The organism is Pontibacter sp. T17, assembly GCF_057219875.1.
This window is the reverse complement of the sequence record NZ_JBXVVW010000001.1, coordinates 1,423,599-1,450,381: the sequence shown is the minus strand read 5'-3', so window position 1 is coordinate 1,450,381 and position 26,783 is coordinate 1,423,599. Positions and strand designations below refer to the sequence as shown.

Annotated in this window: 24 protein-coding genes and 1 other RNA gene; 19 read left to right on the top strand and 6 right to left on the bottom strand. The window is 58.8% G+C overall.

Features of this window, described 5'->3' with window-relative positions; genetic code table 11:
• Positions 1–22 precede the first annotated feature (22 nt).
• The 4 genes from AC2D8O_RS06410 to AC2D8O_RS06395 are packed head-to-tail and all read left to right on the top strand — an operon-like array spanning position 23 to position 3,615.
• On the top strand, positions 23–694 hold the full coding sequence (locus AC2D8O_RS06410; RefSeq protein WP_484677968.1) for a CBS domain-containing protein: 672 nt from the start codon (positions 23–25) through the stop codon (positions 692–694).
• Between the two features lie 5 nt (positions 695–699).
• Positions 700–1,353 carry a thiamine phosphate synthase gene (thiE, locus tag AC2D8O_RS06405; protein WP_484677967.1) on the top strand — a complete coding sequence of 218 codons (654 nt, stop codon included), beginning with the start codon at positions 700–702 and terminating at the stop codon, positions 1,351–1,353.
• Entirely contained in the window at positions 1,322–2,737 is a 1,416-nt protein-coding gene (locus AC2D8O_RS06400) for a BamA/TamA family outer membrane protein (protein WP_484677966.1), read from the top strand. Before thiE ends, AC2D8O_RS06400 begins: the two co-directional genes overlap by 32 nt.
• Positions 2,734–3,615 (top strand): NAD kinase, encoded by an 882-nt coding sequence (locus AC2D8O_RS06395; RefSeq protein WP_484677965.1) that lies wholly within the window; start codon positions 2,734–2,736, stop codon positions 3,613–3,615. The genes AC2D8O_RS06400 and AC2D8O_RS06395 overlap by 4 nt, the downstream gene beginning before the upstream one ends.
• A gap of 11 nt (positions 3,616–3,626) precedes the next feature.
• Here AC2D8O_RS06395 and AC2D8O_RS06390 read toward each other — a convergent pair whose 3' ends face one another.
• Positions 3,627–4,139, bottom strand: coding sequence for a GAF domain-containing protein (locus tag AC2D8O_RS06390; RefSeq protein WP_484677964.1), 513 nt, complete (start codon positions 4,137–4,139; stop codon positions 3,627–3,629).
• A 55-nt stretch (positions 4,140–4,194) separates the two neighbouring features.
• On the opposite strand from AC2D8O_RS06390, the gene AC2D8O_RS06385 reads away from it, so the two are divergent.
• Genes AC2D8O_RS06385 through AC2D8O_RS06375 form a run of 3 tightly spaced genes read left to right on the top strand, consistent with a single transcriptional unit; the run spans position 4,195 to position 5,835 of the window.
• Positions 4,195–4,716, top strand: coding sequence for a TlpA family protein disulfide reductase (locus tag AC2D8O_RS06385; RefSeq protein WP_484677963.1), 522 nt, complete (start codon positions 4,195–4,197; stop codon positions 4,714–4,716).
• A gap of 39 nt (positions 4,717–4,755) precedes the next feature.
• Positions 4,756–5,214, top strand: a complete 459-nt coding sequence (locus tag AC2D8O_RS06380; protein ID WP_484677962.1) for a GatB/YqeY domain-containing protein — start codon at positions 4,756–4,758, stop codon at positions 5,212–5,214.
• Between the two features lie 27 nt (positions 5,215–5,241).
• Positions 5,242–5,835, top strand: coding sequence for an anthranilate synthase component II (locus AC2D8O_RS06375; RefSeq protein WP_484677961.1), 594 nt, complete (start codon positions 5,242–5,244; stop codon positions 5,833–5,835).
• 72 nt (positions 5,836–5,907) lie between these two features.
• Here AC2D8O_RS06375 and AC2D8O_RS06370 read toward each other — a convergent pair whose 3' ends face one another.
• A complete protein-coding gene (locus tag AC2D8O_RS06370; RefSeq protein ID WP_484677960.1) occupies positions 5,908–9,222 on the bottom strand; it encodes a VPS10 domain-containing protein in 3,315 nt (1,104 codons plus the stop codon).
• Positions 9,223–9,311: 89 nt separating this feature from the next.
• Between AC2D8O_RS06370 and AC2D8O_RS06365 the strand changes: the two genes are divergently transcribed.
• On the top strand, positions 9,312–10,958 hold the full coding sequence (locus AC2D8O_RS06365) for an amidase (protein ID WP_484677959.1): 1,647 nt from the start codon (positions 9,312–9,314) through the stop codon (positions 10,956–10,958).
• Between the two features lie 10 nt (positions 10,959–10,968).
• Here AC2D8O_RS06365 and AC2D8O_RS06360 read toward each other — a convergent pair whose 3' ends face one another.
• Complete coding sequence (locus AC2D8O_RS06360) at positions 10,969–11,154, bottom strand: C1orf53 family protein (protein ID WP_484677958.1); 186 nt, start codon at positions 11,152–11,154, stop codon at positions 10,969–10,971.
• Between the two features lie 251 nt (positions 11,155–11,405).
• On the opposite strand from AC2D8O_RS06360, the gene AC2D8O_RS06355 reads away from it, so the two are divergent.
• The 3 genes from AC2D8O_RS06355 to AC2D8O_RS06345 all read left to right on the top strand — a co-directional run bounded on the left by AC2D8O_RS06355 (position 11,406) and on the right by AC2D8O_RS06345 (position 17,139).
• Positions 11,406–12,680 (top strand): pyridoxal phosphate-dependent aminotransferase, encoded by a 1,275-nt coding sequence (locus AC2D8O_RS06355; protein ID WP_484677957.1) that lies wholly within the window; start codon positions 11,406–11,408, stop codon positions 12,678–12,680.
• Between the two features lie 82 nt (positions 12,681–12,762).
• Entirely contained in the window at positions 12,763–14,124 is a 1,362-nt protein-coding gene (gene nhaA, locus AC2D8O_RS06350; RefSeq protein ID WP_484677956.1) for a Na+/H+ antiporter NhaA, read from the top strand.
• A 102-nt stretch (positions 14,125–14,226) separates the two neighbouring features.
• Positions 14,227–17,139, top strand: a complete 2,913-nt coding sequence (locus AC2D8O_RS06345) for a M16 family metallopeptidase (RefSeq protein WP_484677955.1) — start codon at positions 14,227–14,229, stop codon at positions 17,137–17,139.
• A gap of 78 nt (positions 17,140–17,217) precedes the next feature.
• Here AC2D8O_RS06345 and cysK read toward each other — a convergent pair whose 3' ends face one another.
• Both cysK and epsC read right to left on the bottom strand, forming a co-directional pair.
• The gene (gene cysK / locus AC2D8O_RS06340) at positions 17,218–18,141 is read right to left on the bottom strand and encodes a cysteine synthase A (RefSeq protein WP_484677954.1); all 924 of its coding nucleotides are present in this window, start codon (positions 18,139–18,141) and stop codon (positions 17,218–17,220) included.
• A gap of 79 nt (positions 18,142–18,220) precedes the next feature.
• The gene (epsC, locus tag AC2D8O_RS06335) at positions 18,221–19,045 is read right to left on the bottom strand and encodes a serine O-acetyltransferase EpsC (protein ID WP_484677953.1); all 825 of its coding nucleotides are present in this window, start codon (positions 19,043–19,045) and stop codon (positions 18,221–18,223) included.
• Positions 19,046–19,145: 100 nt separating this feature from the next.
• Between epsC and rnpB the strand changes: the two genes are divergently transcribed.
• From rnpB to AC2D8O_RS06315, 4 genes are all read left to right on the top strand, one after another.
• Positions 19,146–19,514: RNase P RNA component class A (gene rnpB, locus AC2D8O_RS06330), an RNA gene on the top strand.
• Positions 19,515–19,611: 97 nt separating this feature from the next.
• Positions 19,612–20,631, top strand: a complete 1,020-nt coding sequence (locus AC2D8O_RS06325) for a cation diffusion facilitator family transporter (RefSeq protein WP_484677952.1) — start codon at positions 19,612–19,614, stop codon at positions 20,629–20,631.
• A gap of 41 nt (positions 20,632–20,672) precedes the next feature.
• Positions 20,673–21,101, top strand: a complete 429-nt coding sequence (locus AC2D8O_RS06320; protein WP_484677951.1) for a MaoC/PaaZ C-terminal domain-containing protein — start codon at positions 20,673–20,675, stop codon at positions 21,099–21,101.
• Positions 21,102–21,127: 26 nt separating this feature from the next.
• Positions 21,128–21,601, top strand: coding sequence for a YcxB family protein (locus AC2D8O_RS06315; protein ID WP_484677950.1), 474 nt, complete (start codon positions 21,128–21,130; stop codon positions 21,599–21,601).
• A 23-nt stretch (positions 21,602–21,624) separates the two neighbouring features.
• Here the strand turns inward: AC2D8O_RS06315 and dusB are convergent, their stop codons facing one another.
• Positions 21,625–22,674 carry a tRNA dihydrouridine synthase DusB gene (gene dusB, locus AC2D8O_RS06310; RefSeq protein WP_484677949.1) on the bottom strand — a complete coding sequence of 350 codons (1,050 nt, stop codon included), beginning with the start codon at positions 22,672–22,674 and terminating at the stop codon, positions 21,625–21,627.
• Positions 22,675–22,784: 110 nt separating this feature from the next.
• Between dusB and AC2D8O_RS06305 the strand changes: the two genes are divergently transcribed.
• From AC2D8O_RS06305 to AC2D8O_RS06290, 4 genes are all read left to right on the top strand, one after another.
• Positions 22,785–23,726: a CPBP family intramembrane glutamic endopeptidase gene (locus AC2D8O_RS06305; RefSeq protein WP_484677948.1), complete on the top strand. Its 942-nt coding sequence runs from the start codon at positions 22,785–22,787 to the stop codon at positions 23,724–23,726.
• The gene (locus tag AC2D8O_RS06300) at positions 23,719–24,576 is read left to right on the top strand and encodes a phosphatidate cytidylyltransferase (RefSeq protein WP_484677947.1); all 858 of its coding nucleotides are present in this window, start codon (positions 23,719–23,721) and stop codon (positions 24,574–24,576) included. The genes AC2D8O_RS06305 and AC2D8O_RS06300 overlap by 8 nt, the downstream gene beginning before the upstream one ends.
• Before the next feature lie 113 nt (positions 24,577–24,689).
• Positions 24,690–25,964, top strand: a complete 1,275-nt coding sequence (locus tag AC2D8O_RS06295; protein ID WP_484677946.1) for a Glu/Leu/Phe/Val family dehydrogenase — start codon at positions 24,690–24,692, stop codon at positions 25,962–25,964.
• 126 nt (positions 25,965–26,090) lie between these two features.
• On the top strand, positions 26,091–26,771 hold the full coding sequence (locus AC2D8O_RS06290) for a hypothetical protein (protein ID WP_484677945.1): 681 nt from the start codon (positions 26,091–26,093) through the stop codon (positions 26,769–26,771).
• Positions 26,772–26,783 lie beyond the last annotated feature (12 nt).

Below are 26,783 nucleotides of genomic sequence, written 5' to 3'. Positions count from 1 at the left end.
TTCGTTACGTCGTAACCACAAGATGCTAGCAGAAACGCTTATCAGCCCTACGCTGCCGGAGGCCCGGCCCCAGGACGCAGGCACCCAGGTGCTGGCGCTGATGCGCGAGCATTTCACAGAACAGCTGCCTGTGGTAGAAGAGCGTGAACTACTGGGCCTGGTATCGGCGGAGGCTTTGCAACGAGCTGTCACGCTGAATGACGCCGCAGTGGTTATTGACGCATTCATGTACCCTGCAGCTGGTTCGTTTGTGTACAATACCCAGCATGCGCTGGATGCGGTGAGCCTTGCCGCCCAAACAGGCAATGCCGTGGTACCGGTGCTGAACCTTGACCAGCAGTACCAGGGATCCATTGGCCGGAAAGAATTGCTGAAGTTCATTGGCGAACTTGCTGCCGCCAGTGAGCCTGGTGCCATTTTGGTGTTGGAAGTCCCACGACATGCCTATCAGCTACGGCAGATTGCAGACATCGTTGAGAGTAATGGCGCGGCCATTCTGAGTCTGAATATTTCAAACGTGCCGGAGACAACGGCGCTGTATGTGACGCTGAAACTCTCGGTGACAGAAGTGACGCAGATACTGATGAGTTTCGAGCGCTACGGCTACACGGTGTCCTACACTTTCACCGACACCCGCCAGTCAGATGGGAATGATGACCGCTACGAGGGGCTGATGCGCTTCCTGAACGTCTGAGGCTGATGAACCTGTCCGCCCTGCCGCGTCTGCACCTGCTGACCGACACCCATATACAAACCCGGCACAGTCATCTGCAACTGGCGACAGCCGCCCAAGCCGCAGGTGCCAATGCCATTCAGTACCGGGAAAAGCGCTTTGACCGGGGGCAACATCTGGCAGAACTGAAAGACATCAAATGCCTACTGGCCCACGGGACAACGCGGCTGATTATCAACGACTATTTGGATGTAGCCTTAGAAATCGGCGCTCGGGGTTTACATGTGGGTCAGGGCGACGCGAGCCCCGCGCTGGCACTGGAACTGCTGGGAGCCGATGCTGTTGTTGGCGCTACCGTACACAATGAAGCCGAACTGGAGGCCGTGCGGCACCTGCCACTGAGCTACATAGGCGTTGGCCCGGTGTTTGGGACAAAAAGCAAAGATACCGGCCTGCCGCCGCTGGGCTTGGACGGGCTGGCACGGCTGTGTAACTTGAGTCCTTTCCCGGTAATTGCCATCGGCTCTATTGACGCATCAACACTTGTATCGGTACTGGAAGCTGGAGCCTATGGAGTGGCGGTTCTGTCGGCGTTCTGCTGTGCAGAAGACCCTGAGCAGGCTGCACGCGACCTGCAGGCTCTGGTGGATGCTACTGCTGTGGCTGCCCGCTGGACTTAACGCACAGAATAGCCTACCCAATGCGGAGGCCCAGGCTCATCTCTTTGTCAGCGACAGCAGCCGACAGGTAGTGCTGGATTCGGTGTTGTTCACTGGGTTGGAGCGCACCCGGGAGCGGTATCTGATACGCGAGCTGAACGTGCGTATTGGCGACAGCATACGCCTGGTCGACCTGCCCAAAGTACTGGAACGCAATCAGCAGTTGGTATACAACACCAATCTGTTCAACAAAGTAGAGCTGAGTTATGAGCTGGAGGGGACCCGCCTGAAACTGCGGTTTGTGGTAGCCGAGCGGTGGTATATCTGGCCAGAGCTGTACCTGAAGACCGAAGAGCGGACCATCATTGAGTGGTTGCAACGGCCAAGCCTGAACCGAACAACCTATGGAGGTGGGGTAACCTTCAACAACTTTACCGGCCGAAACGACAAACTGGGCCTGCGTATCACGGCGGGCTTCTCGCGGCGTTACAGCTTTGGCTATGTACGGCCCTTCCTTATTCCGGAGAAGCTGATAGGGCTGCGAACCGGGCTTGCCTATGGCGAAAACGATGAACTGATCTATTCTACCCGCGAGGGAGTACCTCTGCGGATCCGAGAGACAGGAGCTGCCCTGCAACGCACACTGGTGGTGGAAGCGGGACTTGAAAAGCGCTTCTCGCAGAACCACGGGATAGTGGTGACGGCGGGCTGGCACTCTTTGCGGATACGTGACGGAGTGCTTGACAGCACAGCGGTATATCTTTCATCGCCTGGACGGACGTACGACCAGTATGCAAGCCTGGAAGTGGAGTTCTGGTATGACTCGCGCGACGTACGGGCGTTTCCATTGCGGGGGCGACGGTTTCAGGCGATTATGGGGCTGAACGGCTATGAAGGGCTGTCAACCACACGGTTTCTGACATTCCAAGCGAAATACTTCCGGTACCACCCGCTGGGACAGCGTACGCGGTGGTATTCGGCCTTTGGGGCGCAGGTGTTGTGGTTGGCAGGACGCAACGTGCCCTACCCCGAAAAGTTTTACCTGAACCAGGCCAATGTGCGCGGCTTCGACACCTATGTGGTGGATGCCTCGTTTGTGGCGACGGCGCGCAGCGAACTGCGGTACGCCGTGGTGGAGCGAAAGATTGTAAGTTGGCAGAAGCTGCCACGCCAGTTCCGCGACTTTCCTTTCGGCATCTATCCTTTTGCCTTTCTGGACATTGGCATAGCCCAGGACCACACGTACAACAACCTGGACCCGACGTACAAAAACCGTGCGCTGATCGGGTATGGCGTTGGGCTGGACGTTCCTTACTTTTACGACAACGTACTGCGGATCGAGGCTGTGCAGAACAACTTCGGCCGATTTGGCTTCCTCCTGAACCTCTCTGTAGCGCTCCGATGAAAATAGCCCTGTTCGGCCGGGTGACGAAAACCACCAACTACGAAGCCCTTCGCGACTTTTTGCTGTATCTGCGGGCCGAGGGACTGGGGGTGATAATCCACGCCGACTATGCGAAAAGCCTGCATGAACTGGGGGCGCTGCCCAGCGACGCTATTGAGACCTTTGAGCGGCGGGAGGAGATACGCGACTGCCACTTTCTGTACTCGGTGGGCGGCGACGGAACGATATTGGATGCTGCGCGCTTCATAGGCGAGCTTCAGGTGCCGATACTGGGTGTGAACGCCGGACGACTGGGATTTCTGGCCAGCGTGAGCCAGTTTGAACTGAAGCAGGCCACCGCCGACCTGTTGCGCAACGGCTGGAAACTGGATGCCCGCGCGATGCTGACTATCGAGAGCCGGCCACATGCCATTTTCGAGGGCCATAACTTTGGCCTGAACGAGGTGACGATACACAAAGCGAACACCAATGAGATGATAGTGGTGCACACGTTCATCAACGGGGAGTTCCTGAATTCTTACTGGACAGACGGGCTGATTATCAGCACGCCGACGGGCAGTACGGCCTACAACCTGGCGTGTGGCGGGCCCATTCTTTCGCCGCAGACGGCCAGCTTTGTGATAACACCGATAGCGCCACATTCATTGACTGTGCGGCCGATGGTGATACCGGACAACAGCGTGATTTCCTTTGAGATAGAGAGCCGGAGCGGGCAGGCACTGGTGGCGCTTGACAACCGCACCGAACTGATAGCCGACAGCACCGAACTGGCCGTGAAACGGTGTCCGTTCACGGCCAATCTGGTGAAGTTGCAATCGCGGAGCTACTTCAGTACGCTGCGCAACCGGCTGAACTGGGGCGTGGACGCCCGCAACTGACGCTCAGGGCATCAGGCCATGCGCACGGCCTCGACGGCAGCGGCGCAGAGGGTGCAGACCTTCTCGAGGAACCGCTCGTCTTCGGGCGAGAAGGGGCCAACGATGTGGGAGTCGATGTCGAGCTCGCCGATGAACTCAGCGTTGAGGAACACTGGCAGCACGATTTCGCTCTTGACATGGATGGAGCAGGAGAGGTAGTTACTCTCGGCGTTGACGTCCTGAATGACGAAGTTCTTATGGGTTTCGGCAGCCTGGCCGCAGATGCCCTGGCCGAAGCCGATGCGTACGTGGTCGGTTTCGTCGCCGGCGTAGGGGCCCAGAACGAGCTCGCGGTGTGCGTTGGGATCCACCATGTAGAAACCCACCCAGTCGTAGTGTGGGACGTCGTTGCGGAGCATGTTGCAGAGGAAATGGAGCTTCTCGTCGGCGGGCATGGAGGAATGGAACACTTCCTCGAGGCGGACATAGATATCGGCGAAGAGCGCCGACTTGGCTTCGGGAGTCAGGATGTTTGTAGATTCCACGGGTTTGAATTTGCGTGCAAAGCTAAGGAGGGAAGGAATTCGGCCCTAGTTTTGCATGCGTAACACAAACAAGAACCAGATGATTCGTACTGCACTGTTTCTGCTGATGGCCATCCTGCTGATGGCTGGCACCACCGTGGCCCAGCAGCGCAAGCCCCATGCGGCACAGCTGCCCGCCTTCAGCTTCCAGCGTGCTGAAGCAGGGAAGGAACAGGAACAGCTGACACGCCAGCAGCTGAAGCCTGGCTACGCGACCATCGTAATCTACTACGACCCCTTCTGCGACCACTGCCAGGCACAGGCCAAATGGCTGGCGGCAGATGGCGCCAAACTGGGCAAAACCCAGCTGCTGTGGGTGACCATCAGCGAAGCAGCCGACGTGCAGCAGTTCCAGAAGACGTACCTGCCGAAAACCACGCTGCCCGCCTACTGGGTGCGCGACACGAAGTATGTGTTCGACGACGTGTTCGGCTACTCTGTAGCACCAACGGTGCTGGTGTACGACGCCACTGGCAAGCTGAAGAAAGCCTACAGCAACGAGGTGGGCGTGGATGAACTGGTGAATGCCCTGAAGTAACCCCGCCACCCCACTCCACCTTTTTCTCTCTATAACAATATGTCACTGAAAGCACGCCTTGACGAAGGCATAAAAGCGGCCATGAAGGCCAAGGAACAGGGTCAGCTGCGGGCACTGCGCGCCCTGAAAGCAGCTGTACTGCTGGCCGAAACAGCCGAGGGCCGCAACCCCGACGCCCCCCTGACCGAGGCCGAGGAAATGCAGATACTGCAAAAACAGGCCAAGCAGCGCCGCGACAGCATAGAGCAGTTCCGGGCGAACGGACGGGAAGACCTGGCCGCAACCGAGCAGGAAGAGCTGGCCGTGATAGAAACCCTGCTGCCCAAACAGCTGGATGCCGCCGAACTGGAAGCCGCCGTGAAGCAGGTGATAGCCGAAGTGGGCGCGGTCAGCGCGGCCGACCTGGGCAAGGTGATGAAAGCCGCCAGCGCTGCACTGGCCGGCAAAGCCGACGGCAAAGCCATCAGTGAGACGGCCAAGCGCCTGTTGACGAAGTAACACGGCCTGCAAAGCCGCTGCCGCCCCATGGTGTTGATGATCGACAACTACGACTCGTTCACCTACAATCTGGTGGCGTTGTTGGAGGTGTGTGGCTTAGCCGTGCACACACTGCGACCAGAAGCGAATGCACTGGCGCAAGCCCAAGAACTGGAAGTAACGGGCGTGGTGGTATCGCCAGGGCCGGGAGCACCCGCAGATGCCGCCCTTTCGCAGGCGCTGATGCGGCACTATTGGGGACGTGTACCCCTTCTGGGCATCTGTCTGGGGCAGCAGCTGGCAGGCTGGCTTGACGGCGCGCAGGTGGTGCGGGCCCACAAGCCTGTACACGGCAAGACCTCGGTGATAAGGACAGACAGCCAAGGTGTGTTTGCTGGACTGCCGGAGACGCTGACCGTGATGCGGTACCACTCGCTGGTAGTAGCACCGGACACACTGCCCCGTACTTGGCTGCGGACGGCCTGGACTGTGCCAGAAACTGCGGCGGAACCCACAGAACTGATGGCCATACGCCATCGCGAACTACCAATAGAGTGCGTACAGTTTCATCCAGAGAGCATTCTGACGGAAGATGGCGAGATGATGATACGCAACTGGGTACAGCAGCACGGCCTACGCTGACAATCACGATCCTAAAAAAGACAGGGCCCCCGAAATGGGAGCCCTGTGTGTTTACGGCGGTTATGGTGCCCGTCAGTTCTTGATCTCGATGGGATCGGTAGGCTTGAAGGGCGAGAGCTTCAGGGCGTCGATCTGGGCTTTGTACTGGACCCAGCTGTTGGCCATGAAGAAGTTGACGCGCGCCACAGCGGCCTTGAGGCGGGCCTCAAAGTCGCGGAAGAGAATCTGATGGGTGGCATCGACGCCTTCATTGCTGGAGGCAATGGAGTAGTAGGCAGCCTGGAACTTTGCCGATACGTGTTCCTCTGAACGCTGAATGCCCTGCGTTCCGCCTTCACGGGCCAGGAACAGTTCGCGAAGGGTCTTGAGCGAGTCGAGCAACTCGGCTCCACGCTTCTTGGCATCCTTGTGGGCCTGCTCTTCCTTGCTGCCAGTGGGCAGTTGGGCGTTGGTGGCGTTGATGGCAGCACGCATTTCGGTGATGCGTTCGATGGCAGAGGCACCAGCAGGCACCATTACCTCGATGCGCCGAAGCATGTCGTCGGTCTCCTTCAGCTTCTCGGGGGAGAAGTTGGTGCGGGGGTCCATCTTCACTTCAACATACTGGCTGTCGCGGCCATCGCGGTAGGTGACCCGCACCTTGTAGCGACCGGGCAGCACGGTGTTGCCACCGGGCTCGGCATTGCCGCGGCCAAAGCCACCGCCGAAACCGCGAACCCCTGCACGGTCAAGGTTCCACTGCACACGGTTGAGGCCGGTTTCTGGAACGAACTTGAGGGTGCGAATGACGGCGTTGGTACCGTCGAGGATTTCCATTTTCAGGGTGTCGTTGTTGGCCGTTGGGATTGCCGGAGCCTTAGGCTTGGTGGTATCAGCCGCGGCAGGAGCGCCGGGCTTACCCGCAGGCTTAGCAGCGGGTTTTTCAGCAGGCTTACCCGCAGGAGCCGCGGCCGGAGCGCCAGCGCCCGGACGACCAGCACCCATGCCTGCACCACCCTCTTTCTTGCCTTCCTTCACCGAGAAGGAGATCATGGCACCGAAGGGGCGGTTCTGTCCATTGAAAACACCATCGGCCTCAAAGCGCAGCCCTTCGGACTGCTGGATTTCGGCGCGGTAGGCATCGGGAATGGGGAAGAGCGACACGGTGCGGTCGAGAACGGCCGTACCCTGCTGAGCGAGTGCACGGAGCGGGCGGATGTCGTCGAGCACGTAGAAGGCCCGGCCAAAGGTTGCGACGACGAGATCGTGGTCGCGGGGGTGAATGGCGAGGTCGTAGGTAGAGACGGTGGGGTATCCGTTTGTCCAGCGGGTCCAGGTTTTGCCGTAGTCGATGGAGACGTAAAGGGCAAATTCGCTGCCGGCAAAGAGCAGTTTGGGCTCGATGGGATCCTGTACTACGGAGAGCATGTAGCCGTCAACCTTCTTCTCATCCACGAGGTTGGTCCAGGTCTGGCCGTAGTCGCGGGTGTGGTAGAGGAAGGGGCGCCAGTCGTTGTTCTGGCGGTAATTGTTGACTACGACGAAGGCCTCGCCGGGGTTGTGGTTGGACGCTACGATGACGGGCACCCAGCCACCTTTTGGCACACCGGGCATGCGTGAAACCAGGTTGGTCCAGGTTTTACCGCCATCGCGGGTGAGCTGCACATTGCCGTCGTCGGTGCCAACCCAGATGACATTGCGGTCCTTAGGGCTGGGAGCAATGGCGATGATGGTGCAATAGTTCTCGGCACCGGTGGCATCGTAGGTGAGGCCGCCCGACTCGCTCTGCTTCTGCTTGGTAGAATCGTTGGTGGTGAGGTCGGGCGAGATGATGTCCCAAGTATCGCCACGGTTGGCACTCCTGTGGAGGAACTGACTGCCGAAATAGATGGTGCCGGGCTCGAAGGGATCTTCGGCAATGGCCGCATTCCAGTTAAAGCGAAGCTTGGTTCCGTTGGGATGTGCCGGTTTTACGGGCTTGGTATAGCCGGTAAGGCGATCGTAGCGAGAGACGTTGCCGCCCTGGCTCATGGCCCAGCCGTAACGGGAGTTGGCGCGATCAGGCAGAACGTCAAAGCCGTCGCCGAAGAGGAGCTCCTGCCAGTAGGAGTTTCGGATGCCGGCGGTACGCCAAACAGCGCTGGGGCCTACCCACGACCCGTTGTCCTGCATGCCCCCATAAAGGTTGTAGGGCACGTCGTTGTCTACACGAACGTGGTAAAACTGGCCCAGCGGCAGATTGTCGATAAAGCGCCAACTGCGGCCCATATCATGGGAAATGTTGAGGCCCCCGTCGTTGCCCTCGATGAGGTAGCTGGGATTGTCGGGGTGGATATACCAGGCATGGTGGTCGGGGTGGACGCCTGAGTATGGCAGAATGACGCGCCAGGTACGCCCCCCGTCCTCACTCATCTTGACAAGACTGGTGAGTTCATAAAGACGGTTTTCGTTGGAAGGGTCAACGTAGATTTCGTTGTAGTAGAAAGGACGTTCGCCAACCTGGGTGTCGTTGACCTTGCGCCAGGTTTTGCCGCCATCGTTTGAACGATACAGAGCGTTCTTTTTGGCTTCAACATTGGCGTAGACCACGTTGGGGTTGTTGCGGGCGATTGCCAGGCCGATACGGCCGAGGTCGCCAGCAGGGAGTGAGTCGCGGTTGGTACGCTGCTCCCAGGTGTTGCCGCCGTCCATGGTGACATAGAGGCCAGAGCCTTTGCCACCCGACTTGAAGAACCAGGGGTCGCGGTGAAACTCCCACATAGCAGCGAAAATCTTGTTGGGGTTGGAAGGGTCCATGACCATATCGGCGACACCGGAGCGCTCGTTGGTGAAGAGGACCTTGTTCCAGGTTTTGCCGCCGTCGGTGGTGCGGAAGACGCCGCGGTCGGGATGGTCGCCCCAGGAGGAGCCGTGCACACCAACGTACACGACATCGGGATTGTCTGGGTGGACGATGATGCGGTGGATATTATAGGACTTCTCGAGGCCCATGAACTGCCAGGTCTTGCCGGCGTCGATAGAGCGGTATACGCCGCGGCCAGAGGTTTGGCTGTTGCGGGGGTTGCCCTCGCCAGTGCCTACCCAGATGATGCTGGGATTCTTCTGGAAGATGGCAATGGCGCCGATGCTGGCTACGCGCTGGCTGTCGAAGAGGGGCTCCCAACGGATGCCGCCACTCTCAGACTTCCAGAGGCCGCCCGAGGCGCTGCCGACGTAAATGATTTCGGGACGGTTGCGGACAACGTCGATGGCTGTGACCCGGCCACTCATGCCGGCGGGGCCTACTGCACGGGCTTTCATGGCCTTGAGGCGGCTGAGGTCCAGCTGCTGTGCCTGAATGCCCGCAATGCCAACGACCATCATCGTCACCAGCCCCAAAAGGAAGCGGGAGTACATGGGTTTGTGCATATAGAGTTAAGTTTGGACAGACAAGAAAGTAGGGACTAAAGCGATTCCAACCCTCGGTTATGTTAAAAAAGTTTAACCAACTATTCTGGATGGCCGTTCTGGCACTGCTGTTGGGTGGGGCCTTCGTTGCTGGAAGATACAGCCAACCTGCTGAGCCAGCGCCGATAACCACTGGCCGAGTGGAAGCGGCGGAGGCAATTGCGGGGCTGGAATTTACCCCAGCGGAGCGCGACTCGATGCTGAAGGGATTGGGGGAATACCGCGCCTACTATGCAGCCATCCGGGCGCAGTCGCCTCCAAATGCCGTGGCCCCAGCGATGGTGTTCAATCCGCTGCCGGCAGGATTCACGCCAACCCTTGCTTCTGTGACGTGGCGCATGCCGTCAGCAGATCATGTAAGCCTGCCCACCGACAGCACCGACCTTGCTTACCTGACCATCCGGGAGCTGGGCGAGTTGCTTCGGACGCGGCAGATTACGTCCGAGGCACTGACACGCTTTTACCTGCATCGCCTGAAGCGACTGGGGCCCAAGCTGGAATGCGTGATTACCCTGACCGAAGACACCGCGCTGGCACAAGCCCGCCGCGCCGATGACGAGATACGCCGCGGCCGCTACAGAGGCCCGCTGCATGGCATCCCCTATGGTGCCAAAGACCTGCTGGCTGCCCGAGGCTACCCAACCACCTGGGGTGCGACCCCATACCGGAACCAGTATCTGATGGAAGACGCCACGGTAGTGAAGAAACTGGCCGCAGCCGGGGCTGTGCTGTGCGCCAAGCTGACACTGGGTGAACTGGCGAACGGCGACGAGTGGTTTGGCGGGAAGACGCGCAACCCCTGGAACCCCGAGCAAGGGAGCAGCGGCAGCAGCGCGGGCAGTGCGGCAGCGGTATCAGCGGGCCTGCTGCCGTTTGCCATTGGCAGCGAAACGTGGGGCAGCATCGTGAGCCCCAGCACTGTATGTGGCGTAACGGGCCTGCGCCCCACCTTCGGGCGGGTGAGCCGGGCCGGTGCCATGGCGCTGTCGTGGAGCATGGACAAGATTGGCCCCATCTGCCGCGATGTGGACGACTGCGCCATTGTGCTGCGGGCCATTCAGGGGCCAGACCCCAAGGACAACAGCACCATCGCCGCAGGGCTGAACTACGACGCCCTGCTGCCACTCAAAGGACTGCGTATCGGCTACGTGAAAGCCGACTTTGACCGGAAGATTGGCTTTGCTGCGCAGGACAGCGCGACACTGGAACAGATGCGCAAACTGGGTGCCACGCTGGTGCCGATAGAACTGCCGAAGATGGCCTACGAACCGCTGTCCATCATTCTGATGGTGGAAGCTGCCGCAGCCTTTGACACGCTGACCCTGCGGAATGGCGACGACCGGCTGAAACAGCAACACAAGGACGCCTGGCCCAGCCTGTTCCGGTCGGCACGGCTGATACCAGCGGTAGAATACCTGCAAGCCCAGCGCCTGCGCAGCCAACTGATAGCCGAGATGGCGCTGGTGATGGAACAGGTCGATGTATACCTGGCGCCTTCATGGGCCGACAACCTGCTGCTGACCAACCTGACCGGCCACCCAGCCGTGGTAGTGCCCAATGGCTTCCGGAGGAATGGGACGCCGAGCAGCATCACGTTCACGGGCCGGCTGTTTGACGAAGGGACGCTGATGGCAGTGGCACGCGCTTATCAGCAGAGCACCGACTGGCACAAGCGGCGGCCACCGCTGGCGAAGTAACCCGGCGCAATCAGAAACCCAGGCGGTTACGGCGCTTGCGCGCCTGCGCCTGCTCGAACTCCTCGGGGGAATAGGGACAGTGACGGCAGCGCGAGCCGCAGCAATAGCCACGGTCGCGGAGGTATTTGGCCGTGAAGACGATGAGGCCCTGCTCGTTGTAGTAGAAGTCTTCGCCCTCGACGAGTTTCTGCTTCATGGTGGGGTATAACGCAGGCCGTGCAGCTTTTGTGACGGAACGCCAGAGTACTGCACTTCCCTCTCTGCATAAATAACCACCCAAATTCTTTCGAATGCATCAACAAACAGCCCATAAACGACATAAAATATCAACATATCAGGCAGAATGTTAATCGTTTTCCATTTTTAAACGACGGTTATTGTCTGTTTGAGAATTTGCTAGATATTGGACCACGGTTAACAAAATTCCAAACAACCGCCATTTGACATATGCCGCACACCACCGAACGCTTCAGCGCCCTGGCGCAGGACATGAAGGGCAGTGAAATCATTCAGATAGCCGGTGAGGTGCGGGCGCGAAAAGCCGAAGGGCAGGACATTGCCGACCTGACCGTAGGCGACTTTGACCCGAAGCTTTTTCCGATACCAGCCGAGCTGACCGAAATGGTGATAGCCCAGTATCGGGCGGGCGCCACCAACTACCCTCCCGCCGTGGGCGAACTGGCCCTTCGCAAAGCCCTGAGCAGCTACATGAGCAGCCGCTTCGGGCTTGACTACAGCATACAGGAGATATTGGTGGGAGGCGGGGCAAGGCCGCTGCTCTATGCGGTGTATGCCGCAGTGGTAGACCCCGGCGACACGGTGGTGTACCCGGTGCCGAGCTGGAACAACAGCCTGTTCACGCACATAGTGGGTGGACGGCCGGTGGAGATTGCCACGCTACCCGAAAACCGATTTCTGCTGACGGCCCAGGAGCTGGAGCCGTATCTGTCGCGGGCAGTGCTGGTGGTGCTGACCAGCCCCGGCAACCCCAGCGGCACCATGTATGAGGAAAGCGAACTGCGCACCATCTGCGAGATGATACTGGCCGAAAACCAGCGACGGGCCCCGCGTGGCGCCAAGCCCGTTTACCTGATGTATGACCAGATATACCAGGAACTGCGCTACAGCCAGCAGCATCACCATCCGCTACACCTGGTGCCGGGCCTTCGCGACTACACCATTTACGTAGATGGGGCCACCAAAAGCCTGGCTGCGACAGGCCTGCGGGTAGGTTGGATGACCGCGCCGGAAGACCTGATTCGAAAGGCAGGTGCCATACTAGGCGTGATTGGTGCGTGGAGCCCGAAAGCAGAACAGTTGGGGCTTGCCGAGTACCTGAGCCTTCCTGATGCCCAGCGTCAGGCATTCCGCGCCACGATGGACGCCAAAGTGGTGGAACGCCTGAACGTTTTGTACAACGGCCTGATGGAGCTGAAAGCCGAGGGGCTGCCTGTAACCGCGCTGCCGCCACAGGGAGGGCTGTATCTGTCGGTGCAGTTTGACATACTGGGCAAAAGCACCCTACAGGGCCGTACCCTGACCACCAGCACTGACCTCTATCTGTATCTGCTGGAGGATGCCCGGTTGGCAGTGGTGCCGTTTCATGCCTTTGGTGTGAAGGAGACGACGGGTTGGTGCCGATGCAGCGTAGGAGCTGTGAGTGTGCCTGCACTGGAAGCCATGCTCAGCCGGCTGCGGGCGTCGCTGAAGCAGCTGCGTTAAGAAGCGGGTGGCTATCTTGCCGCCACAACTGACCCAACGCCAACGGGCACCCATCTGGGGGCTGGCCTGTTATTGAAACGACATGACGAAACAACCGAAGACCCTGGGAGCGCGGCTGCAGGCTGCTCCTTTTCGCATCGTATCGACTTTTCAGCGCTTCATCGCTACCGAAAGTGCCAGTGGTATCATTCTACTTGGCATGGCGATACTAGCCATTGTGTGGGCCAACAGCCCGTGGGGAAATACCTACACCGAAACGTGGGATACGCCGTTCACGCTACAGGTGGGAAAGTTTGCCCTGACCAAAACCCTGCTGCACTGGATCAACGATGGCCTGATGGCGATTTTCTTCCTGGTGGTGGGGCTGGAGATCAAACGAGAGGTGGTGATAGGCGAACTGAGTTCGCCACGGAAGTCGATGCTGCCGATTGCGACGGCGTTGGGGGGCATGGTAGCTCCTGCTCTGATTTTCACGCTGTTCAACGCTGGGACGCCTGCGGCCCACGGCTGGGGCATTCCGATGGCGACAGACATAGCTTTTGCGCTGGGCATACTGATGCTGGCAGGCAGTGGTGTGCCGCTTGGACTGAAAGTGATGCTGACGGCACTGGCCATCGTAGACGACCTGGGCTCAGTGGTGGTGATTGCTGTTTTCTACACAGCCGACCTACAGGTAAATATGTTGGCACTGGCAGGCCTGGCCTTCGGCGTGCTGGTCATACTCAACCGAATGAATGTGCGGAGCCTGTGGCCGTATCTGGCGGTAGGCTTTCTGCTGTGGCTGGCGCTGCTGAAGTCGGGCGTGCATGCGACGATAGGCGGGGTGCTGCTGGCCTTGACCATACCGGTGCGGGCGCGGTTCAACGCCGATGAGTTTCAGGCGCAGGTGCAGAAAGCACTGACTACATTCAAGGATGCGCGGCACAAGAAAGATGAGGTGCTGCTGAACGACACGCAGTTGAGTGCCGTGGAATACCTGGATGGGCTGGCGGTAGACGTGCAGCCGCCGCTGCAACGGCTGGAGCACAGCCTAAAGAACTTTGTGGCCTATGCCGTGATGCCAGTTTTTGCGCTGGCAAATGCAGGAGTGTCGCTGGCAGTAGTGCAGGCAAGTGACATGGCCGACCCCATTGCATTGGGCGCGGCACTGGGCCTGCTGCTGGGCAAACCCATTGGCATTATGGCCGCGGCCTGGCTGACCATCCGGCTGGGGTGGGCGCAGATGCCTGAAGGTGCCAACTGGCGGATGGTATTTGGCCTGAGTGTCCTGGCGGGTATAGGCTTTACGATGTCGTTGTTTGTAGCCGAGCTGGCATATGGTCCTTCGCAGCACCTGACCATTGCCAAAATGGGCATTCTGCTTGGGACCCTATTGAGCGGCATAGTGGGTTCGCTGCTGTTGCGCTCCAGCCTGAAGGGGAGCCAGACAGCGGGAGCAAACTGAGTAAAATGTTAAGGATTCTTAACGAGCCGACAATACCTTACCTACCCCACTAGGGGTAGTCCTATCTTGAGGAAGGTTATTCCAACCCATTCAAATCCATCCATGAACACATTTACAAGCATGCGCAAAGCACTGGGTGTGCTGGCAATGGCAGGCCTGGCACTGAGTGTGCCCACAGGCGTGCTGGCCCAGCGGAGCCAGGGTGCAGCGACAGCAGCGGCCGCCTCGGGCAAAGCCAAGTTGCTGGAGAAGTTTACGCCCAAGGCGGGCCAACTGGGTATTCCCTATGAGAAGTGGCTTCTGCCCAACGGCCTGACGGTTGTGATTCACGAAGACCACTCTGATCCGGTTGCGTATGTGGACGTGACGTACCACGTAGGCTCGGCCCGGGAAGAGATTGGCAAGAGCGGCTTTGCCCACTTCTTCGAGCACATGATGTTTCAGGGCTCGGACAACGTAGGTGACGACCAGCACTTCAAAATTGTAACGGCCTCGGGTGGCACACTGAACGGCACCACCAACCGTGACCGCACGAACTACTTTGAGACCGTACCTTCCAATCAGGTAGAAACCATGCTGTGGCTGGAAGCCGACCGTATGGGCTTTCTGCTGGATGCGGTGACACAGCAAAAGTTTGAGATTCAGCGTGCAACTGTGAAGAACGAACGCGGCCAGCGTGTGGACAATGCTCCGTACGGCCTGTCGTTTGAGGTGCAGGCGCGTACGCTTTACCCCTATGGCCACCCCTACAGCTGGCTGACCATTGGCTATGTGGAGGATCTTGATCGGGTGAACGTAAATGACCTGAAGAACTTCTTCCTTCGCTGGTATGGCCCGAACAATGCCGTCCTGACCATTTCCGGCGATGTAGATCCCAAGCAGATCATTGCGTGGGCAGAGAAGTACTTCGGCCCGATTCCGACTGGTCCGAAAGTAGACAAGATGAGCCTGCCGGCAGTACAACTTACCAGCGACCGGTATGCCTACTACGCTGATGCCATCCGCTTCCCGCAGGTATCCATGACCTGGCCGACGGTTCCTGCCGGCCACAAGGATGAGCAGGCACTGGACTGCCTTGCACAGATTTTGGGCCAAGGCAAGAGCTCGATTCTGTTCCAGAAGTTCGTGAAGTCGCGCAAAGCGCTGGCGGCACAGGCTTTCAACAATGGCAGCGAGCTGTCGGGCGAGTTCAACCTGCTGGTTCGTGCCCTGCCGAACCTGCCGCTAGCCGAAGCTGAGAAAATGCTTCGTGAAGCCCTGACCGAAATGGAGCAACGCGGCATCACCGAAGACGACATCAAGAGCTACAAGGCTTCGGCTGAAGCTGGCCTGATCCAGAGCCTGTCATCGGTACAGGCAAAAGGTGTGACCATGGCTTACAACCAGACCTTCTTTGGCCGCCCCGACCGTACAGCTGAAGAACTGGCCGAGATCAACGCGCTGACACGCGAAGACGTACTGCGCGTGTTCCGCCAGTATATTCTGGGCAAGCCTGCTGTTATCGTGAGCGTGGTCCCCAAAGGCGAGAATGCAGGTCAACTGGCCGCCAAAGCGAACGAAGTATTCCGCCCGGACAGCTCGCGCAATGCGTTCCCGCAGGTGGACTACACAGGCCTGAAATACAACAAGCCGAAGGACAACTTTGACCGCAGCAAGCAGCCCGGTGCCGGCCCCAACCCGGTGATCAAGGTGCCCAGCTTCTGGACTGAGAAGTTTGGTAACGGCATTTCGGTAGTAGGCACCCGCAACTCGGAAGTGCCGACTGTATCGATTGTACTGACGATGGAAGGTGGCCGCCGCCAAGAGCAGCTGACGCCAGACAAGGCTGGCCTGGCCCAACTGGCGATGAGCCTGTTGAACGAAGGCACAGAGCGCTACACGGCAGAACAGTTCCAGGATGAACTGCGCCGCCTGGGTGGCAGCATCAACATAGGCATGGACGACGAGACCTTCACGCTGGCGATCAATGCCCAGGTGAAGAATCTGGATGCTACGCTGGCGTTGGCCGCCGAGCGCCTGCTTCATCCCCGTTTTGACCAGGCTGACTTCGACCGCCTGAAGCAGCAACAGTTGGCGTTCATCGCCAACCAGGCCACCCAGCCCACGGTCATTGCCAACAATGTATTCAGCATGCTGCTGGCCGGCGAAGGCAATGTGTTGGGCGTATCTCAGCTGGGCACTGCCGCTTCGGTAGGCACACTGACGCTGGACGACGTGAAGAACTTCTACGCGAAGTACTTCAGCCCGCAACAAGCCGTACTGACGATTGTAGGCGATGTAGAGCAGAAGACCATTGCGACGAAACTGGGCTTCCTGCGCGACTGGAAGGGCCCTGCTCTGCAACTGGCCACGCTGCCCGAAGTACCGAAAATCGAGAAGACACGCATTTACCTGATTGACAAGCCGGGTGCCGCACAGAGCGAAATCCGTATTGGCCAGATGGGTATGCCTTTCGATGCTACTGGCGATTACTACCGCAGCACGCTGATGGTGTATCCGCTGGGCACGAACTTCAACTCGCGCATCAACATGAACCTGCGCGAAGACAAAGGCTGGACATATGGTGCCCGCTTTGGCCTGAATGGCGCTGGCAAGCTGAAAGGCGTGTGGGTAGCTAACGCAGGTGTGCTGGTAACGGCGACTGACAGCTCGGTATATGAGTTCATGCGCGAAATCCGGGAGTACCGCGAAAAAGGCGTGCGCCAGGACGAAATCGACTTCATGCGCCGCTCTGTAGGCCAGCAGGATGCCCTGCGCTACGAGGCCAACTTCCAGAAGGCGGCCTTCCTGACGCGCCTGGTCCGCTTCGGCCTTCCGACCAACTTCACGGAGCAGCAGAACGCCCTTCTGCAGCGCCTGACGGTGGATGAAGTGAATGCACTGGCGAAGAAATACCTCAACCCCGATCAGATGGTGATTGTGGTAGTAGGCGACAAAGCCAAAGTGGGCGAAGGCCTGAAGCGCCTTGGCTACGAAGTGATTGAACTGAACAGCGACGGTAAGCCTGTACAGTAAGCCTTCGATAAGAAGCTGAATGAAAGCGGGCCACCTGATGAGGTGGCCCGCTTTTCTTTTGTACCAAAGGTCTGACAGTTACTGCTCGGCGGGAAACAGGCCGTCGATGGAGAGATACCGCTCGCCGGTGTCGTAGCAGAAGGTGAGAACACGAGCCCCCTGGGCCATCTGCGGGATGGTTTTGGCAACAGCGGCCAGGGATGCGCCGGAGCTGATGCCCAGGAAGATGCCCTCTTCACGGGCAGCGCGGGCGGCATAGGAGAATGCCTCCTCCTTGGCCACCGTCACCACGCCATCGAGGGTAGACTTGTCGAGGTTGCCGGGAATGAACCCCGCACCAATGCCCTGCAAGGGGTGTGGCGAGGGGGTCCCGCCGCTGATAACAGGCGAGAGCTCGGGCTCGACAGCCAAGACCTTGAGATTGGGAAAGTGCTGCTTAAGCACACGGGCACAGCCAGTGATGTGGCCACCAGTACCTACGCCGGTGATGAGGTAATCGAGCCCTTCGGGAAAGTCCCGAAGGATTTCTTCGGCTGTGGTACGGACGTGGACATCGATGTTGGCGGGGTTGTCGAACTGCTGGGGCATCCAGGCACCGGGAATCTGGGTGAGAAGCTCGTTGGCTTTCTCGATGGCGCCCTTCATGCCCTTCTCGCGGGGTGTGAGGACGAATTCGGCGCCGTAGGCCTTCATGAGTCGGCGGCGCTCTACCGACATACTCTCAGGCATGACAAGTATGAGGCGATAGCCCTTGACCGCGGCTACCATAGCGAGGCCGACACCGGTGTTGCCACTGGTGGGCTCAACGATGGTTGCCCCAGGGGCCAGCAGGCCTTTTTTCTCTGCGTCCTCGATCATGGCGAGGGCGATGCGGTCCTTGATGCTGCCACCGGGATTGGCGCGCTCAAGCTTGACCCATACCTGCACCCGCTGGTCGAACAGCTTGTTCAGGCGTACGTGTGGCGTATTGCCAATGGTTTCGAGAATGGAATGGGCTCGCATGTTGCGAATTAGACTAAATACAGTGGTCTAAGTAACTACCGGATTGCATACGCGCAACCGCCGGATCATAAACAGTTTGCTAAATGTGAAACTCGAGGTACTCGGCTACGCCAGCGTTGATACGGATCTGGCCGCGGTGGTAGACTTTGCTGTGGGCGGGCACACTCTCGGTGAGCCAGACATTGCCACCGATGATACTGTGCGCCCCCACCACCACCGAGCCACCCAGGATGGTGGCGCCAGCATAGATGACGACATTGTCTTCGAGGGTTGGGTGTCGTTTCTGGCCGGCAAGGTCTTTCTCTACGCTTAGCGCACCCAGGGTAACGCCTTGATAGAGCTTGACATGGTTGCCGATGTGGGCCGTCTGGCCGACGACAATGCCGGTGCCGTGGTCAATGCAGAAGTGACTGCCGATGGTGGCGCCAGGGTGGATGTCGATGCCGGTGCGCATGTGGGCCTGCTCGGAGAGCATGCGGGGGAGTAGCGGTACCTGCTGCCGATAAAGCCAGTTGGCCATGCGATAGACGGCAATGGCATAGAAGCCGGGATATGCGGCGATGACTTCGTCGATACCCTCGGCGGCGGGGTCGCCAGCGGCAATGGCGCTGGCATCTTCGAGGAGTGCCTGTTGCAGCTGTGGCAGAGCGGAGAGGAAGTCGGCTGAGAGTAGATCGCAGGAGCGAGGGAGGCGGCTGGCGAGGGGGTGCAGCAGTTCGACGAGGTCGATCTGGAGACGGCGGAGATCTACTTCCAGGGCATTGGCATCGAGAACGGGCTGCGCCCTGAACTGAGGGAAAAGAATGCGAAGCGCCTCGAAAACAAAGCGCTGCACATGTGGAGCTTCGGGGGCGGCGGCCTTACCCTGGTGCAGACGGAAGAGGGCCGAGGCAAGGGTATTCATAAGCAGACAGATGGGGCACAACGTTACTGCCCGCAGCGACAGAACACAACAAACGGAATGCAAATGCCGGATGGGGGCGAAAAAATGCGAAGTTTGCACCGCGACAGGACGTGCCATCGCTCTTTGCAAAAAGGGAGGAAAGTCCGGACAGCGCAGGGCACCCTGCTGTCGAAACGACAGGCTGGCAGGCCGGAAGGTCTGCTGGACGGAAAGTGCAACAGAAAGCAAACCGCCAGAGGCGACTCTGGTAAGGGTGAAACCGTGCGGTAAGAGCGCACGCGGGCGGATGGTGACATCCGTGTTGGGTAAACCCCGGGGGCTGCAAGACCACATACACCGGCGTTTCCAGCCTGCAAGGGCCGGGACGAGGGCTGCCCGTCCAAGACTGCGTCGGGGGGTAGGTCGCACCAGATAAATGATGGCAACCGCGCAAGTGGTACAGAATCCGGCTTACAGGCCTGTCGCACCGTATACACGCCCTGGCATCGGCCGGGGCGTACTTTTTTCCTTCAGGCAAAGGCTGGAGTTTCTGCTAACTTTCCTCTTCCAATCTGGCCCTCATTTCCATGACCGAAACCCAACTGACGCAACAACTGCGCGCCCGCTACATGTTGCTGGCCCTGATAGTGGGCATCGTGCTGATGGGGGCGAAGTTTCTGGCGTATGAACTGACGGGGTCTGCGGCCATTTTCTCCGACGCGCTGGAGAGCATTGTGAACGTGTGTGCCGCAGGCTTTGGCCTGTGGGCGGTGCGTGTGAGTGCGCAGGAGCCCGACGCCCAACACCCCTATGGCCATGGCAAAGTAGAGTTTCTGGCGGCAGGCTTTGAGGGGGGGCTTATACTGATGGCAGGGGCTGGCATCTGGTTTCAGGCGTGGCGGGCCATTGAGGCCCATGAGCAACTGGAAAGCCTGGACTATGGCATGGGCATCATTGGCCTGACGCTGGTGGCCAATCTGGTAATGGGCTGGGCGCTGATACGTGCTGGCAAAAAGCACCACTCGGCAGCGGTAGAAGCCGATGGACGCCACCTGGTGGTGGACAGCGCGAGCAGCGGAGGACTGCTGGCGGGTCTGATTCTCATCTACTTCACGGGCTGGACCTGGGCCGACCCCGTCATTGCGGCGCTACTGGGCGGCTGGGTCATCTGGCACGGAATCAAACTGATACGCGAAGCGCTGGGAGGGCTGCTGGATGAGTCGGACGATGCGTTGTTGAAGCAGACCGCGACAATCCTGTCGGCGGCGCGGCGTAAAGCGTGGGTGGACCTGCACAACCTGCGTATCGTGCGGCATGGTGCCGACATACACATCGACTGCCACATTACCCTACCTCGCTATCTGGCATTGGACCCTATCCATGACGAGGTGAAAGCCGTGGAGCACCTGCTGCGCGACCAACTGGCCGGGGCAGGCCGCAGACTGGAGATTTTCATTCACGCTGACCCCTGTCTGCCAGCCTGTTGCCCGACCTGCGAGCAGCCCGACTGCCCGGTCCGTACGGCACCCTTTGCTGCCCACCTGGACTGGACGCAGGACCGCCTGATCCAGAACCAGAAACACAGTATGCAGAGTGGCGACGACTGATCGGGTTTCTCCGCTAGCTTTGCGCCGCACGAACGACAAGCATGGAACCCATACACCACTTTGAGCAGGGGCTAACCTTTCGCCTGGGGCCAGAAGTGCTGACCGAAGCCGATATCATCGCTTTTGGGCAGACTGTAGACCCCCTGCCTGTCCATACTGACCCGGAATTTGCCAAGACCACCCGCTTTGGCAAACTGATTTCCAGTGGCCTGCACCCCGGCAACCGCATGCACATGAAGTATTGGCTGCCCGCCAATGTGCATACCCTGGTATGCGGCATTCGGATGGACGTTACCTTTCACAAGCCACTGTTTGCCGACCAGCCCTACACCGCCGATTTAACGATGGAAGAAGTGAAGCACAACCCCGAGAAACGGCAGGCAGTAGTGGTATGGCGCTGGGATTTTTACAACGACGCGGGCGAACACCTGCAAACCTGCCGCAACACCTGCCTGCACCGCATTCCTTGACACACCCACACTCCCCCACTCCACTCATGACACTGGAAACGAAAGCGTTTGCGCCCACAGCGAACGATTATACCCGCATTCTGCTGCTGAAGTCGCAGATGTATACGGTGATGCTGTCACTGGTGCTGCTGACCATCAGCGTGGTGGGGTATTACCTTTATAAAGCGCCCGTTGTACTGATCGTGGGCCCGGTGGTGCTGCTGATGTACCTGGGCCTTACGTTTACGGGCTACTACCGCTACCCACGGCAGGCGTCGTTTCAGGAAGCGCTGCTGCCGCGACGCCATGTGTTTACAGAAGCAGGGTTTCAGACCCAGCTCACAAACGGTAAAACCTCCAAGCACCAGTGGAACAACCTGATGAAAGCCCAGCGACTGGCAGGGTTCACGGTGCTGTACTTCAACCGCGACTCGTTTACACTGGTTCCAGACAGCGCATTTGCCAATACTGCCGATGTCGAGGCCCTGCGAACCCTGCTGAAAGAAAAGGGGCTGCTGTAAACTTCTGTGCGCCTGTTAGGGGCTCAGCCGTCAAGGCCTTCATAAACCTGCACGACAGGACGCTCGTCGGGGTGGGCCAGCTCGAAGGTGTCGGCTTTGGCCAGGATTTCGTCGAGATGGGCGTTGGCCTCCACCAGTGTATCTGCCATGACCAACTGCATGCGGTAGGGCTTGAAGCCAGCCAAGCCCTTGAAGTAGTTGGCGTAGTGGCGGCGCATTTCGACAATGCCCTTGAAGTCACCCTTCCACTTGACCGATTCCTCGAGGTGGCGGCGGCAGATGCGCACGCGCTCTTCGACCGTGGGCAGTGGCAGCAGCTCGCCGGTGGCCATGTAGTGCTTTATGTCGCGGAAAATCCAAGGATAGCCGATGGCGGCACGACCTATCATGATGCCATCCACGCCGTACGTCTGACGGTTGAAAACGGCCTTTTCCGGGCTGTCTACGTCGCCATTGCCGAAGATGGGAATCTCGATGTCGGGGTGCGACTTGACCTTGTGAATCCAGGACCAGTCGGCCGAACCTTTGTAGAGCTGGGCACGGGTGCGGGCATGAATGCTGAGGGCTTTGATGCCGACATCCTGAAGGCGCAGGGCTGTTTCGAGGATGTTGATGGAGTCTTCGTCCCAGCCGAGGCGGGTCTTGACGGTGACGGGCAGGCCGAACTCCACGCCCACCACACGGACAATCTGGGCGGTCATCTCGACCATCTTGGGAACATCCTTCAAGATGCCTGCACCTGCGCCCTTGCAGACAACCTTCTTGACGGGGCAGCCGTAGTTGATGTCGATGAGGTCGGGGCCAACACTGGCTGCAATACGCGCGGCTTCGACCATGGAATCGGTATCGCCGCCAAAGAGCTGTATACCAATTGGCCGCTCATAGTCGAAGATGTCGAGCTTCTGTCGGCTTTTCCATGCGTCGCGGATGAGGCCTTCGCTGCTGATGAACTCGGTGTACATAAGATCGGCCCCGAGCTCCTTGCAGACGGCGCGGAAAGGCGGGTCAGACACATCCTCCATCGGCGCGAGGAGGAGTGGAAACTCTGGCAGGGTAATCTGAGCTATGTTCATCCGAAGGCTGATACGGGGCTTTAACGGAAATGCAGCAGGATTTAGCGCGCAATACGCCCACTGGAGAAGAAAAAACGGGCAAGAGCGAAACATCCCTTTATTTTTGGGAGATGCTTCATTATCCGTCGGCGAGCCTGTTTTACCGCGCAGGCGCCCAACCACTGGTTGCCCTGATCTGGGGCGTGTGTGCCACTTTCGTGCTTTGTCTTCTGGGAGCTTTCATGGGGCTTGCGCTGGCCAATACTCTATTGGGCATTGACACCGTAGCTGCACTGGCAGGCACGGAGGCGCTGAGTCCGGCAGGAGCACAAGGCATTCTGTTGATGCAGGCCTGCTTTCAGGTAATTGGCATGGGGCTGGCAGCAGTTCTGCTGGGCCACCTGGCAGGTAATACCAAGGACGAACTGGGCTTGCAGGCCCCACCCCAACCGCGCTGGCTGGGCCTGGCATTTGCCGTTACCATTATCTCACTTCCGCTGCTGGAACGCCTGACGCTGACGCCCGAGCAGTTTGTACTGCCGGAATCCATGAAAGGGCTTGAGCAATGGGTGGAATCGACGGAAGGCGACCTGAGCGAACGGCTGATGCAGTTGATACCCCACAACCTGCTGATAGACCTGCTTGTCATTGCCCTTGTACCAGCCGTAACTGAAGAACTGCTGTTCAGAGGCTGGTTGCAACGGACGCTGCAACGCGTGATGCCCACCCACTGGGCCATCTGGGTGCAGGGCGTACTGTTCAGCGCGATTCACCTACAGTTTCTGGGCTTTCCGGCACGGATGGCCATGGGGGTACTGTTCGGCTACCTGCGGCACTGGAGTGGCAGCGTTTGGCCCGCCGTTTTGGCGCATTTTGTAAACAATGGACTCGCCGTAACCGTACTGTACCTGAGCGAAAAGGGGCAGCTGCCAGCTGGCCTGGCCACCTCTCCCGACAGCCTGCCGGCTGCTGTGGCGTTTGCCTCGGCAGTGATGACCGGCTTTCTTATATGGCGGATTCAGCAGTTTAAAGAAACCCCAAGCCCTATCCCCACTTCGACCCCACATGCGTGAAGCAACCTCGCGGTTTGACCGCAAAGATCTGGTACCACGAATAATAACGGCCGTAATAGCGGCTGGTGCTGTTGTAGGGCTGGTGACGTGGAGCGGGCTGGGCCTGCTGATTCTGTGCATAGCGCTCTCACTGCTGGCCTACGCCGAGTTTGTACGTATAGTAGGCGTGCAGTGGAATGCGTCGTATTCGCTGCTGTGCTTCCTGTTCATCCTGACAGGGTGGAGCTATGCGACCTCGGTGGTATTGCCGATGCTGCCGCCACCACCTGCCTGGCATTTCATACTGCTGGGGCTGCCTGTGCTGTTAATCCTGACACTGTTCCGCAACACGCCGGAAGAGGGCTTCCGACAGGCGGCGCTGCTGGTGTTTGGTATAGCCTATGTGGCGGTGCCGTTTCTGCTGCTGTTTCAGGCGGGCTACCTGTTGCCGAGCGGCTATGACTGGCGACTGCCAATGGGCCTGCTGGTGCTGATCTGGGCGTCGGATGTGGGGGGCTACTTCGGCGGCAAGCTGTTTGGCAAGCATCCGCTTTTTCCCCGCGTGAGCCCCAAAAAGACCTGGGAGGGGCTGGCCGGAAGCCTGCTGCTGGCAATTGGCGCTGGGGCAGCCTGGACAGCGCTGTTCTATGCCTCGGGCGAACTTGCGCCCCACTGGTGGGTGATGGCAATCATTGCTACGGTGGTGGGGACACTCGGCGACCTGGTGGAATCGATGCTGAAGCGAGGGCTGGGGCTGAAGGACTCGGGCGGACTGCTGCCGGGCCACGGCGGGCTGCTGGACCGCTTCGACGGGTTTCTGCTGGCGATGCCAGTGATTTATGTGTACCTCCAGCACACGTATTTGCGATAAACAACTTTGCTAACTTGCGTCCCGATTCATACGCACCACTACCAAACGTCCGTTAGGCGAAGACTTATAACCTAAATCACCTTTGGCCTGACGGGCAACCTAAACTCACGCATATGAGCGCCACAAAAAACACTGCCAATCACGAGCTGAACCCCTACGAGTCGATGCTGAGCCGCTTCAACCTTGCGGCCGACATCCTGAAGCTGGGTCAACACGAGCGCGATGTGCTCTCGCAACCTCAAAAAATCGTGATGGTGCACCTGCCCATCGCGATGGACAACGGGACGACGAAGGTATTCGAAGGCTATCGCGTCATCCATAGCACGGTACTGGGCCCCTCGAAAGGCGGTATCCGCTACGCGATGGAAGTGAACCTGGACGAAGTGAAGGCTCTGTCGGCCTGGATGACGTGGAAGTGCGGCGCCGTGAACATTCCTTACGGCGGTGCCAAAGGCGGTATCCAGTGCGACCCCCGCACGATGTCGGCTGGTGAACTGGAGCGTCTGACCCGCGCCTACACCGACCAGATGATTGAAGTATTCGGCCCAGACCTGGACATCCCGGCTCCTGACATGGGCACTGGCCCGCGCGAAATGGCGTGGATTGTGAGCGAGTTTTCCAAGCTCATGAGCGGCAAATACATTCCTGCCGTGGTAACCGGCAAGCCGCTGGAACTGGGTGGCTCGAAAGGCCGCGTAGAAGCCACTGGCCGTTCTGTCATGACCACCGCACTGGCCGCACTGCGCAAGCTGAACATGCAGCCTGAAAAGTGCACGGCAGTGGTACAGGGCTTTGGCAACGTAGGCAGCAATGCCGCCAAGCTGATGAGCCAGCAGGGCATCAAGATTGTAGCCATCAGCGACCACACTGGCGCTTACTACAACAAAGAAGGCATCCTGATTCACCAGGCTATCCAGTGGAAAGACCAGAATGGTGGCGTACTGAAAGGCTTCAAGGGCGGTGAGGAAATCACCAACGCCCAACTGCTGGAGCTTGAGTGCGACATCCTGGCCCCCTGTGCGCTGGAGAACGTAATCACTGCCCAAAACGCCCCCAACATCAAGGCCAAGATCATCGTAGAAGGTGCCAACGGCCCCGTTGCCGCCGAAGCCGATGCCATCCTTGAGTCGAAAGGCATTCTGGCTGTACCCGATATCGTAGCCAACGCCGGTGGCGTAACCTGCTCTTACTTCGAGTGGGTACAGAACCGTCGCGGCCACTATTACACCGAGAACGAAGTGAACGAGCGCGTTGACCAGATCATCGCTGCCGCCTTCGAAGAAACCTACCAGGCCTCTGTTCTGCACAAGGTTTCGATGCGTATCGGTGCTTACGTGGTAGCTGTAGACCGCGTAGCCCGCGGCCTGCGCCTGCGCGGCAAGTTCTAATACGAACCGTTTCCATAAGACAACAGCCGGGCTTTCCAGCCCGGCTGTTTCTTTTTGTGCAACACCCCGGCCAATTCGTAATCTTTCCTCAGGAAACTGTGTTAGTAACAGTGTAACCGAGCAACCATGTCTGAACAAACTGAATACACCACGCCCGAGAGCGGCGACAAGAATCAGGATGTAACCAGCCGCCTGCAGGCCGCCTATGAGCGCCGTGTGGCAGCAGGAGAAAGGCCCAGTGTAACCGACCTGTGCACAGACACAGGCATTGCCGAAAGTGAATTCTACACTCATTTCTCTTCGCCCGAGGCCATTGGCAAACAGATATGGAAAGGGCTGGGACAGGAAATCCAGCAGCGCCTGATGGCCTCGCAGGCCTATCAGGGCTATGGTGCACGCGAACGGGTGCTGGCGTATCAGTTCACCTTTTTTGAGCTGGCAGTAGCCAAACGTTCTTTCATCGCTGCGACGCACGATACAAATGCGGTGGCGCTATACAAGGAAGACTTCCTGCACTTCCACAACGACCTGGTGATGGAAGGCATCGCAATGGACGAACTGAAGGAACGGTTGTCGCTCTCGAGCTACTACCCCACCCTGCTGTGGAAGCTGCACGAAGACCTGATCTGTTTCTGGCTGGACGACACCAGCGAGCAGTTTGTAGAAACGGAGCGCGCGATAGAAGTGAAAAGCAAACTGCCACTGGAATTGATGGGCTACAACCTGCTGGACAGCGTGTATGAAAGCCTGAAGTTTGAGTGGGAGCGCTTTGATCGCCAGGTGCTGCGCAAGTGGTTCAAAAGCTGATCAATAACTGCC